The organism is Chryseobacterium sp. 27AL (genome assembly GCF_057815395.1).
Genome location: NZ_JBYRIW010000023.1, coordinates 1 through 14,000, shown reverse-complemented (window position 1 = coordinate 14,000; position 14,000 = coordinate 1). Strand labels below are relative to the sequence as shown.

Annotated in this window: 4 protein-coding genes; 2 read left to right on the top strand and 2 right to left on the bottom strand. The window is 41.1% G+C overall.

What is annotated here, in order from left to right; genetic code table 11:
- Positions 1-6,316: DUF8202 domain-containing protein (locus AC3WV0_RS17970; RefSeq protein ID WP_488847470.1), on the bottom strand; the 6,316-nt coding region annotated here is incomplete at its 3' end.
- A gap of 49 nt (positions 6,317-6,365) precedes the next feature.
- Positions 6,366-6,956: a hypothetical protein gene (locus AC3WV0_RS17965; RefSeq protein ID WP_488847469.1), complete on the bottom strand. Its 591-nt coding sequence runs from the start codon at positions 6,954-6,956 to the stop codon at positions 6,366-6,368.
- A 274-nt stretch (positions 6,957-7,230) separates the two neighbouring features.
- Between AC3WV0_RS17965 and AC3WV0_RS17960 the strand changes: the two genes are divergently transcribed.
- A complete protein-coding gene (locus AC3WV0_RS17960; RefSeq protein WP_488847468.1) occupies positions 7,231-7,812 on the top strand; it encodes a hypothetical protein in 582 nt (193 codons plus the stop codon).
- A 49-nt stretch (positions 7,813-7,861) separates the two neighbouring features.
- Positions 7,862-14,000 (top strand): DUF8202 domain-containing protein (locus AC3WV0_RS17955; protein WP_488847467.1); only part of this gene is annotated, 6,139 nt, incomplete at its 3' end.

Below are 14,000 nucleotides of genomic sequence, written 5' to 3'. Positions count from 1 at the left end.
AAGCAGATACCACATCGCCAACAGGCAGTTTTCCGTCGTTGTTTCTTCCGAGTGTAATCCCGTACTTCAATGCCAGGTAGCTGTTGAGCTGGATACGCTCGATTGCACTCATGTTCTTTCTGTACACGACCATATCTCCTACCAAACCTTTCAGGACATTCCCTGCTCCTTTTATGTCTCCTAGACGAATGCTTGTACATCCTTCAAATCTCGTAGAACCTGTAAAGTTAAGCACATTGTTTCCATTGATCAATACATTTGATCCGCTCGGAGCTGTTCCGTTGAAAGATGCCACATTGATCGTAGCAGCCCCTGAATTACCTCCGCTATAACCAACTCCTGTATTGCCATTGGCTACCTGTGTCGTTGTTAGCGAACGTTCATCCATCGGTCCTCCCCAATCGGTACCCCATACGTCCTGTGCATACGCTCCGTCAGTCTTATACACAATGGCTACATCTACTTTTTCATTTGCACTTGTATTAGGTCCATAGGCAATATTGGCAGCAGTATATCCCCAAGTCCATTGATCGTTATTTCCAAATCTTGCTGTAGGGTTGAAGTTAAGGGTTTTTCCTAATACCATCTCCCCTCTTGGGTTTTCATTACAGGCATAGGTGCTAAATTGGAGGTCATTATTATTAACCGCAGGACTTTGATCTTCCCAAAGCGTATTGGTAAGGCCTGTATCACCACGAAGCCATAAGATCTCATCTCTTACCCCGCCCGGTGACTGCTCGTAGAAAGCCAGGGTCATATAGAATGAAGCTTGGTTCACCATTACAGCAGGAACTGTAAATACACGGTAAACCAACGAGTTTATGGTTACTGTAGCCGGAGCCGGGTTATACACCTGGTAGGTGTTGGCCGAAAAGGCAGCATCGGTACCGCATAATAAGCTGCTGCTGGAAGAGACAAGCGTAAGTGGCACCAATACCTGAACATTTTGGTTCACCGCATTGGTATTCTGTACTCTCCATACTCTGCTTAACCTTGTGTTGTAGCCGGAAATTCCTGTAAATGGAGTTGTATTGGCTGCATTATTATCCCCCCACATCAGGAACTGCAGGTTATTAAGCGTTCCGGTATTGGCTGCATTGGTAGCCACCACCGTAGAAAGCCCCATAATAAGCTGAGATCCTGTGTTTACTGATTGAGACTGCTTTTGCAACAATGCTGAAGCATCGTCTCTTCCGATTCCGGCGATGTTGTTGTTATATGCATTATTATCAGCAGATGCGTTCCAAATCACACTCGAATTGGAGCTCAGATAATTCTGACCAGTAGGATTTATACTTTGATCTAAAGTAACTCCGTACTTGATACCAAGATAAGAGTTAATCCGCTGCTGGTCGGCTGCACTTAATAAATTTGTGTAAGCAATTATCTCCGGTATATTTCCAACTGCCGGATTATAATCATCTCCGCTGGCCCATTTATTGGATCCAATGATCATTGGTCCATTGTTGGTGTTATAATATCCAGTAGCAGTATTTGCAGCACCTCCATTCATAGCCAGACTCACAGATGTTCCTCCTGACATGGTGGCAACAGAAATGCGTCCTATATTAGATGAATTACCGGCAATACTAGTGGCTACTGCACTGGAAGAGTTTGGTCTTGCAAAAATGCTAGTACTCGTAAAGATTGGATAATCATAATATGCATAATCAAAATTTTCACCATTATAATGAACCCTAAGGAATGTAAGAGCATTAGCATTACTTACTCCAAATAATGTTGCACTCGATGCTGGAGGAGGAGGAAACAATGAACTACCACTATAAAGTGCTACCGATGTATTGCTGAAATTTATTGATGGATTAAAATTAAATCCTGGAGTGCCAACAGGAGTCTTAAACAAAACTGCCCCACTTCCTGCACCGAAGTTTCGGTTATTTCCACTCTGATCAATCCAGCCTGTTATTGTTCCGTTATTAGCTGTTGTATTGGTTCCTGCGTCTGCTTTTAGCCATAATGCAACTCCGGCAACTCCACCCGGTGCGGTTACAAAACCTGCAAAGCTGAAGAAATGCCCTGAAGTAAATCCATCTACATTGGTATCTACCTCTGCTACATAATACTGCACTCCTCCCAATGATACCTGTGTCATAGCCTTTCTGGCATCACTGCCATCAAAGGTTACATCATTACTGATCAATAATGACGGCATGGTTACACTCACCGGCAACTGGCTTACCGGTATGGCTACTTTTACAGTACCTACCGTTCCGGTTTTCTGAATTTTCCAGATTCGGGTCATCCTGAAATTGGAGCTTCCATAGGCAAACGGTGTTGCAAAAGAGGTACTTCCTGCATCAGAACCCCAAACCAGGAAGCTCTTATCTGCCGTAAAGCTGCTGGCATTATTTGCATTGGTATCCGCAATATCACCATTACCGATCACCGGCTGGATTCCTCCGTTTACTGATTGAGACTGCTTCTGGTTCAAGGCAGAGGCGTCGTCTCTACCGATTCCGGCGATGTTGTTCTGATAAGTTCCATCAGTACTCCAGAATTTTGTTAATCCATTGGAAGCTACATAATCTCCTTCATAAATACCACTTGAAGGTACTATTTCCTCTCCGGGAGTATTATCACCATCAGAATCTCTGGATAAAGTAATACCATATTTAATAGCAAGATAGGATTCTATCCTGTTGACATTCAATACTGATAATGCAGATTCATAGACAATATTCTCCGGAATAACTGTGAGGTTCGGTATATAGTTACTAGCCTGAAAAGCACCTATCTGTAAAACACTTGTGGTGTAACTTGTGGAATTCGTAAAAGGTGTTCCTGATTTACCATTGGCTCTTACATATGATCCATTAGATGTCCCACTGCTCCATACACCTGATGCAACTGTTCCCGTATTGGTTGTTATTGGTATCCCATTTCCTATATTTCCGTTGTGATATAAAGAAACATTCCCGCTTGTTATATAAAATGCTGAATTTCCGCTTCCTCCGGCTGAAATAACATTTCCATTCCCTGTACTATTAAATACTGCAAACTTGCTATAGTTTATACCATTAGAAGCAGGCACTGCAGAAGCACTTTGGAAATAATTACTTCCTGAAAACTTCATTAGAGGATTAAAATTCATTCCGGACTGTACAAACTGAGGATTACTAACTCCTGAAAAATTGTTGTCTGCATTCCATTGGTTTCTCCATGTAGTTACATTGGTTCCTGATAGGGATGAATCACCTGAATCAGCTTTTAACCACACAGTTCCTCCCAACACTCCTCCTGGTGCCGTCACAAAAGCCGCAAAGCTGAAGTATTGCCCTGAAGATAAGTTGATGTCAGCATTAATATCTGTTACATAATATTTTACTCCTCCGATGGTTTCTTCGGTCATTAAGAACTTATCATCGGAACCGTCAAACGTTGTATCCCCGCTTACCAATAAGGTAGGTTTGGTTACACTTCCCGGTAGGTCGCTTACTTTTAGCGCTACTCTTACCTTTCCTACGGTTTTGGTTTCCTGTACTTTCCATATTCTGGTCATTCTGCTGTTCAGCCCGCCAAAAGCAAAAGCTGTGGCAAAGTTGGTGCTGCCGGTATCTGATCCCCACATCATGAAGGTTTTATCGGCAGCAAATCCGTTTGCATTGTTGGCATTGGTATCTGTAATATCCATATTTCCTATTATAGGCTGGGCACCATTATTGACAACTTGAGACTGCGACTGCTTTTGGTTTAATGCTGAAGCATCATCTCTACCGATACCAGCAATATTGTTCTGATAGGTAGCATCAGAAGTCCAGAATTTTGATTCATCAGAAGCTATATAATCTCCTTCATTAACGCCTCCGGAAATTATTTCTCCAGGAGTATTATTACCATTGTTATTACGGGATAGCGTTGTTCCGTATTTAATAGCCAGATAACTGTTAATACGCAACATACTTAAAGGAGATAATGAATGGTTTGCATTATAAACGATCACTTCCGGGATTTTGCCATCCATAACCCGCGCGTTTTGACCTCCTGTAGTTCTTCCTCCAATCTCAAAAAAATTGCTTGGAGTAGAACTTGAATTAGCAGGTGATCCACTAGTAAAGTCAGTCCCGTCCCTGTAAATTCTACTATTCAATAAACCATCATCTTTATAAATCCCGTTTCCTACACTTGGCTGATTTAATGGTACAATTGTCTGTGCACCATAATAGGTATTTCCATTGGAATCTGTCTCCCATACCCAGCCACTTGAATTATTCTCCCGTGCTAAAGTTTTAAATTGGGAAGAAAATATTCCAGCAAATGAACCAGCACCTGTTGGAGCAGCCAGACCATATATAGTTAAAGCACCTGACCATGTTGAGGTACTGGATGTATAACCTTGCAATCTTCTTCCCGAACTATAGTTGTACACAACCGCCGGATTAAAGTTTACAGCACCTGGACTCCAGACAATCGAATTGTCCGCCACACTCGCATTTGAACTATTCATTGAGGTGGCTTGTGTCGTTATAGCTGTATTGGCTGTCTGGTCATTCCATGTAGAAACGTAATTGTTGCTGTTATAAGAAACTCCGTTATCAGCTTTTAACCAAAGTGATACTCCCTGTACTCCTCCCGGTGCCGTTAAAAGACCCGCAAAGCTGAAGTACTGTACGTCATTGGCATTTACTGTTACGGTATAATAATCTATACCACCAATCGGCTCCTTTACCATCGCATTAATACTCGTCGCATTAAAAGTAGTTGTACTGCTGACCAATAAAGCAGGCTGGGTAATGGCACCCGGCCACATACTTACGGGTACTGCCACTTTTATCATTCCTACATTTCCGGTTTTCTGTACTTTCCAGATACGGGACATTCGGTAGTTCAGCCCATTAAATGCAAAAGGCGTTGAGAAAGCAGTGCTGCCTGTATCGGATCCCCAAACCAGGAAGTCACCGTCCACGCCAAAGTCATTGCTGTTACTGCTGTTCGTAGCCGCAAGGCTACCCTTTGCAATAATCGGCTGGAAGCCGCTATTTACGGATTGCGATTGCTTTTGAAGTAATCCCGAATCATTGTCCCATCCGATACCGGCGATGTTGTTCTGATAATTATTAGGAGCAGAACCACCAGTCCATATAACCGTATTATCAGAAGAGGTATAATCAACCGGCGCTGAGCTTGAGCCTAACGTAATACCATATTTAATGGCCAGATAGCTTTCTACTTTATTGACCTGAGGAGCTGATAAAGCAGAACTGAATACAATGCTCTCCGCTATGGTGGAAGAAGCCGGAATATACGTACCTGACTGATACGCACCGATCTGTAAGCTTCCTGTAGTATATGCGGTAGAGTTTGTAAATGTTGCCCCGGATATACCATTGGCTTTTACATAAGACCCGTTGGCCGTTCCATTGCTCCAGACTCCAGTTCCAATGGTCGGAATGTTATTACTTACTGTTACGGCATTACTTGCAGTACCTATATTTCCATTATTAAACATATATAGGCTCCCTGCATTTAAGTAGAATGCAGAATTCCCTGGGCTTTTGGCAGAAATAATATTCCCTGTACTTCCTGTTGTATTAAATACCGCAAACTTTGTATAATTAGTGCTGTTTGCGGAAGGTACAGATACATAATTCTCGAAATAATTGCTTCCATTGAATTTTACAACAGGATTGAAGTTGGTTCCTGCCGCACCGGAATTTAGATACACCGGTGAAGTTGCACTTCTCTGCATGAAATACATTCCGTTACTACTCTGATCTTTCCAAACAGTTGCTGCTGAATTGTCTGCCGAAACAGAACTCAAGTTCTTAATAACATCCGCACGCATGGAGGGATGCCCGCTCCACGTCTTCTCCGTAATACGTATGGAACTTGTCGTAACGGCAGATGGAAATATATTTATTACTTCCGTAATCTGATCCGTATTTCCCGAAAACGTACCAATATCTTCATATTGATTGGTAGCAGTATTTAGGTAACTTACTACATAGCTTGTGACCCATTGGGCTGCATCTTGTCTTCCTTTTGTTACAACACCATACACAGTTTGTACAGATCCTAAATCAAGTGTGAGGCTATGATCTGCTGCTGCCGAGCTTGCCGCCCAAGCATTAGAAGATGTAAGTATGGAATTGGATGGAGGGAATCCAGGATAACTGCTGCTCGCCGTACGGCTAGCCGCAGGAACCTGAAAATACTCCACGCTATTGATGCCCTTATCGGCCCTCAGCCAGAGTGACGCACCGGCGACCCCACCGGGGCCTGTCTGCGCCTTGAGCATGTTACTACAATATCCTGTCAATAAGCAGAATATTGTCATTAAATAAATTTTGTTTTTCATTATAAGATTTTAATAGTATTGTGTTATATTCTTTTGAATACACTACTGTTTATACAATACCATTAAAAGGGGGAGGCCGCGAGAAGTGAATCGTTAATATCCCTGAGACAGGGCCGGGCGTGGTAGCATAAGACATACGATCCTCTTCCCTGAATATAATATATTTTTCAAAGCAAAATCTTTCGTATACTGCAACGTGCTTTACAGAAGGATTACCCGTAACGACGGCTATACCACCATTACTACCTGCAAGTCCCAATCTATACCTATTCTCTGAAGAGGGTAAACTAATGGTTTTAGAAGTTTCTGGGTCTACTTGCTTATGAATGTTATGAGTTTTTGCGGGCTTCCTTAGTTCGGCAAGTTTTCGATTACTTTTCTTATTATTTAATGGTAAGTTTTTGTTATCAGAAAATTTCCTGATTGAAATGTTTCCATCATGTTTAAGGCCTGATAATATGACATCATCCTTTACGTATACAGAAGTTCCCTTTTCTATGTAGATTCCGATTTCGCCTCCGGAGAATGATTGTGCGTGTAGATGAAAACCAACAATAATGAAAAAGTAGAAAAGCTTCCCGATATAATGGGATACCGCCTTTCTTTTGGTTCTTCTCATTTGTTGTGTTGCTTTTTTCATCGTGTGTAAAAAAGTAGTTCAACTTGGACTACTTTTTCTGCTACAAATGTAAACAATTTTTTATTACCTCCAAATAATAAACAATTGTTTTTTAATAAGTTAATTTATTACTAATAAAACGCTTTGGTTAAAAATTCGCGCTTTTTTACCTGCGAAACTTCGCCCTGTGTTTTGCATGAAATTAAATGAGAACATTGATTTACAGTGTATTAATTTTAAAAGTAGTCCAAGTTGAACTACTTTTTTACACAGGATGAAAAGCATGACACAACGAATGAAAAAACGCCCAAAAAATGGACTCTCCCGTAAGGTTGAGGTTTTTTTATGCTTTTTTATTCTTACTGTTAGCTTACATTTAAATGCTCAGACGTTCTCCGGAGACGAAATCGGAATCTACATAGAAAAAGGGACTTCCGTATACGTAAAAGACGGAGTCACCGTATCCGGACTGGAAGATGATGGATACATCACTGAAAATTCAATCAAAACAGTTCCTGACAATAAGAATCTCTTCTTAGATAAAAAGAAAAGCAATCGAAAATATGCTGAACTGAAGAAGCCTGCAAAAGCTCAGAATGTTCATAAACCGCTAGACCCAGCCACTTCCAAAACCATTACTTTACCCTCTTCAGAGAACAGGTATAGATTGGGACTTGGAGGAAATAATGGTAGTATAGCAGTTGTTACAGGCAATCCTTCTGTAAAATATGTTGCAGTATACGAAAGGTTCAGCTTTGAAAAATATATTATATTCAGGGAAGAGGAGCGTGTGTCTTATGCTATCACGCCTAGCCCTGTCTCAGGAATATTAACGATTCACTTCTCGCGGCCTCCCCCTTTTAATGGTATTGTATAAACAGTAGTGTATTCAAAAGAATATAACACAATACTATTAAAATCTTATAATGAAAAACAAAATTTATTTAATGACAATATTCTGCTTATTGACAGGATATTGTAGTAACATGCTCAAGGCGCAGACAGGCCCCGGAGGGGTGAGTTCCAATCTCTCGCTTTGGCTTAAAGCAGATGATGGCGGGGCGTCATGGATAGACCGTTCGCCATTAGGTACCACAGTTACCAAAACGGGTACCGTTGTATCAAATAATAATCAGGCTAACTTTAACCCTGCTCTTATTTTCACAGGTAGTAGTGGCTACTATGATACGAATCTGTCTATTGCAAGAGGTACATATTCTAATGTATCGATTTTTACTGTAGCAAACGGAAGAGGAGAAAACAACCGGATGATATTTGGTTCAAGTTCTGCAAATAACCATAGATCTATGGGGTCTAATTACTTCAATTGTGGTAGTACAAATACGACTGCGGCAATTAACGGTTATGGAATATATAGGGCTAGTTTTGTAACAGGTACTTCCGGTGCATCTACATTATCTTACAATGGAACACAGTTGTTGACAACTACTGATAATAATGGTTCGCCTATAAATTTGAAGATTGGGGGAGGATATTATTCGTCTAACTCTACTGATATTGCAGAAATGCTGGTATATCGCGGCTCACTGACACCTGCTCAAATAAATCAGATTGAATCCTACTTGGCGATTAAATATGGAACAACACTACCTTCCGATTACAATCTCTCAGATGGTACCACAGTCTGGAATAAAACAGATAACAGCGGGTACAATAAAAACATCGCCGGTATCGGATGGGACAATGATTCGGGATTACTTCAAAAGCAATCGCAATCCGTAAATAGCGGCTTCCAGCCGATTATTGCAAAGGGTAGCCTTGCGGCTACGAACAGCAGTAACAGCAATGACTTTGGCGTGGACGGTGACTTTCTGGTTTGGGGATCCGATACAGGCAGCACTACTTTCTCAACGCCTTTTGCGTTTAATGAGCTGAACTACAGAATGCCCCGTATCTGGAAAATGCAAAAGACCGGAAGCGTAGGTATTGTAAAAGTAGCCATCCCGGTAAGTATGTGGCCGGGTGCGGTTACCCAGCCTACCTTACTGATCAGTAGTGATGCCACCTTTGATGGCTCAGATAGTAATTTCTTAATGAAGAAAGAAACGATCGGTGGGATCGACTACTATGTGACAGATCCTATTAATCTTAACATCACTTCAGGGCAGTTCTTCAGCTTTGCGGGATTTGTAACGGCTCCGGGAGGGGTATTGGGTGAAACGGTTTGGATGAAAGCCGATGCCAGATCTGTATCTGGCGCATCTTGGCTGGATAGTAGTATTTATGGAAATAACGCCACTCAAACGAACCCTTCTTATCAGGCAACACTTAGTAACAATGTTATTAATTTCAATCCAGGATTACTGTTTGATGGGACTGATGATTATATGACCGTGCCTTATTCAACAGATTTGAATGGTAATATTACAGTCTTTTCCATGCATAATCTCACGAATAATAGCAGCTATAAATCTCCGATTGGTGCTAGAGATGCTGGCAGTTCTTCTAGTAGAGGATGGAACTGGTACTATAATAATGGAACTAGAGAATGGTGGACAGGGAATCTTTCTGGTGGTTGGCATATTACAACAGCTGGCTCATATTCGATGGGAACTCCAGAATTACTTACCTTTGACGCAACTATTGGTTCTGGAAATAGCGCTAAGAACATCTATGTAGCTAATAAATACATTAATGGTGTAACTAATGGGACTTACATTGCAAATATTACGAAAAATCTTTGTATCGGATGTAATTCAGATCCGTCATTATTTTGGAGCGGTCCAATTACAGAACAGATTGTATATCCTAGAGTATTAAATAGTATAGAACGCTTAAAAGTTAACTCTTATTTTGCTGTTAAATATGCTAGCTCATTATCAAATGATAACGATGGTGATGGTAATCTTAACGAACTATTAAGTGGCTCTATACGAGAAGGAGATTATCTTGCATCTGATAATACGATTTTTTGGACAGGTTCTACTACCTATCAAAACAACATCGCAGGTATCGGTAGAGATGATGCGTCAGCACTAAACCAAAAGCAGTCTCAGTCGGTAAACAGCGGCATTCAGCCTATAATAGGCAATATGGATATCGCAGACACCAATGCTAACAACAGCAATAATTTTGGTGCCGATAAAACGTTCATAATGTGGGGGTCGGATACCGGCAGCACCAATTTTGCCACGGCTTTTGCCTTTGGCGGGCTGAACAACAGAATGGCTCGTATCTGGAAAGTACAGAAAACCGGAACCGTGAGTACTGTAAAAGTAGCCATACCGGTAAGTATGCTACCGGGTAGTGTTACAAAACCTGCTTTACTGGTAAGTGCGACCACTGTCTTTGACGACACCAGCGTGAAAATGATGGGACAGGAGAGCATCGGGGGTATTAATTATTATACCGTAACGGTTGATTTCAGTTCGGTGCAGTACTTCAGTTTTGCGGCTTTTGTGACGGCACCGGGGGGAGTTACTGCGAGTTTAGCAGCTTGGTGGAAAGCAGACTATTCTGCATCTGGTACCGCTTGGGCTGATGCCTCTATGAATGGAAAAAATGCTTCATTGGCGGGTGGATCAATCACATATAAAAATGGTGATTTTACAACTAATTTTAATCCGCAGTTAACTACTGATGGTGGGTGGATGTCATATACTAGTCCGGTTTATCCTAATGGAAGCAATTATGATAATATGGATATTTTTGCCATTGGTCAACCTGTATCAGGAAAATTTTGTGTTCCTTGGGGGGAGACGGCGAATAATAGTAGTAATGTTTCTACTTTATATTTTCATAGTAACAATAATCAGTACTTTGCAGCTCCTTATGGCTATCAGGCAGCTTCTTCGAATACACCTCTCTACGGGGTTTCCAATTTAATAGAAGGATGGAAAGAGGGCCCAAATATGAGAATGTACTTACAGGGAAAACCAACAGGTACATATAATACAGGAGGAGGAAATTATTATTCTACAGGGAGCAGTAACTTTTTATTAGCATATCCTGGGCAGGCGAGTACAGGAAACTCAGGACTAAGTGAGATACTCGCTTATAATTCGCCTCTTTCACTTGATGAAAGAAAGCGTGTGAATTCTTATCTGGCTTTAAAATATGGTGTAACTCTTGATCAAAGCACGAGTTATAATTTCAATAACGGAAACTTTGACTCCAATCTAAATTATTGGACTACTTCTGGTAATGTAGGTGCATATAGCGGAATGGCAGTATTTAACGGAAGTAATACTACACCTAACGGTGTTATAAGTCAATCTATAAGTACAAAGAATACAACAAGTTATGCTATTACAGGTAAGGTTATCCGTATTGGTAGCGATCCGGGTACCATGCGAGTGAGATTAGACATCATAGACAATGTTACCAATGCTACAATAGCTACCCAAGTTATCAATGCAGGAAATGACATAAATCAGCCATTCAATGGTAATGGGCATAGTTTTACGATTAAATTTACCGATACGTCAACTGCAACAGTTAGTGTTGACGTTGCCTTAGATAATTTGTCGCTTACACCAAATGATCCTATTACAGGAATGGATTATGTAAATTCAGCAAGTAATATAATTTGGGATGCTACTGCAAATAGTACGTATAGCAACAACATCGCCGGTATCGGTAGAGACGATGCCTCTGCTTTGAACCAGAAACAGTCTCAGGCGGTAAACGGAGGAATACAGCCGGTGATTGGTAATGGTGATATTGCCGACACCAATGCCAACAATGTCAACAGCTTTACGGCAGATAAGAGCTTCCTGGTTTGGGGCTCTGATGCAGGAAGTACCTCTTTTGCAACACCGTTTGCCTATGGAAGCTCCAATTTCAGGATGACTAGAATCTGGAAAATTCAGAAGACAGGAACAATAGGCACGATAAAAGTGGCCATACCGGTTGCGCAATTGCCTTTGGTTGTTTCTCAACCATCATTATTAATCAGTGCTGATGCAACCTTTGATGGCAGTGATACCAGAAAGTCTATGACACAAGTATCATTGGGAGGAGTGCAGTATTACGTAGCAGAGGTAGATACGGATTTGGATGGGTTTACTTCAGGACACTTCTTCAGTTTTGCAGGATTTGTAACAGCTCCTGGAGGAGTTTCTGATGGACTTAGAATTTGGCACAAAGCTGATACTGGTATAACTACTGTCTCTACCAATCAGGTTACAAACTGGGTTAATCAGGTGGATGGCCGGCAAGTTGTTAACAGTGCAGAGGCTTACAGACCTAAATTTATTCTTGGGGGAGATACATTTAATTTTAATCCGTATCTTGATTTTACCTCAACGAATAATGCTCTTTATGACCCAGGTGCTACTCCCTTCAGTGCTGATGGAAGCTTAACTTGGTTTATGTCATCTAGAATATCAGGTGGATCACAAATTTTTGGAGTTAACACAAATCCTTCTTATACAGCAGACCCATACGATCAGTTTCATTGGTCAACTGCTGGAGTAGGGGAATTTGGAAATGCTATAGCATCATATACTTTAGCGGATAATATTCAGTCAATTGTGACATTTACTCAAAATGGAGCAGCAAATAGAATCAATGGATATAAGAATTTAACAACAATTGTTAATAATGTATCGAACTCTTACGCTTTAGGATCTGGGGGATATATTTTTGGAAACGATGGTATTGCTTCAGGAAATGATCCTGGATTTGTAGGTAAACTTTCCGAATTTGTTGCATATAATAAAGTATTGGATGCAGATGACATCAAAAAAGTACAGAGTTATTTAGCAATTAAAACTGGAGTAAGTCTGAGTCAGGATTATATTGCATCAAATGGATCTACTAAATTTTGGGATAATAACTTAAATACAGGTTATAACAACAACATCGCCGGAATCGGAAAAGATGGAGCTTCGGCTTTGTTTCAGAAGCAATCCCAATCGGTAAATAGTGGCTACCAGCTTATTATGGGGCTTTCTACAGTAGCAGCAACCAACGCAGCCAATACCGGAAACCTTAACAACCTGCAGTTCCTGATGTGGGGGGATAATGATATGGATAATACTGTTGATTTTACTGGGATTTCCGGCTACAACAGCAGGCTTAAGAGGGTATGGAAAGTGCAGAATACCAATAACGTGAACCAGGATGTTCAGGTGTTGGTTCCGGTGACTACGAGTACGGTTACCGGATTAGTTCCGGTAAGCAGCAGTCTGTTATACAGTACAGATGCAAACTTTGGAACGTACCAGCTACGTAATCCTAGTGGTACGGTAATCATCAATTCAATCTCTTATTTGGAATTCAGCGTTCCTGCTTCTCTAGTAAATGTATCGGGATCAAACTTTTATATGACGTTTGCTTTCTACGAACAGTCACCGGGCGGGGTAAGAGGTGAAGCATTATGGCTTCGCGGAGATGCAGGTCTTACCAGTACTACAAAGTGGGAAGACCAGAGTCCTAATGATAAGGATCTTAGATGGGATATTAGTGATTGCGCAGGGATATCTCGTGGACAGATGACCTTAGGAAATACATTAAACTTCAACAAGGTAGCGAGGTTTGGACCTACTACTACTAACTTAAACGAATGGACTTGGGGCTTCAGCCAAACCAGTATTAAGCGCACAGACGCAGACTCTGAGGGTAAAGCAGATGTGGCTATCATATACAAAGCGGATGAAGTAAAAGTACAGGACGTTTGGGGAACAGATCTTGGTGGAATCTTTGATGAGAGATCAATAACGACTACTCAGGTTGCCAATGACAATACAGGGATTGGCTACAGCGGTGGTAATTCTGCAAATGCAACGATCAATGTGGCTTCCTTCAGAAGTACCGAGTATCAAGGATCAAATATGCTCATCAATGGAAATAATGTATTAAATTTTACAGGTAATACAAGATATACCGGATGTGGAACAATACGTTTAGGAGATGTAGCTGGTGGAGGTTCAGGCGATTTTAATCCATTCAAAGGATTAATCGGTGAATTCGTTGTGTACAGAAAGAACATGAGTGCAATCGAGCGTATCCAGCTCAACAGCTACCTGGCATTGAAGTACGGGATTACACTCGGAAGAAACAACGACGGAAAACTGCCTGTTGGCGATGTGGTATCTGCTT

Coding starts and splice junctions, on each gene's coding strand:
- AC3WV0_RS17960 (WP_488847468.1), top strand. CDS start 7,231: ATGAAAAAACGCCCAAAAAATGGACTCTCCCGTAAGGTTGAGGTTTTT.
- AC3WV0_RS17965 (WP_488847469.1), bottom strand. CDS start 6,956: ATGAAAAAAGCAACACAACAAATGAGAAGAACCAAAAGAAAGGCGGTA.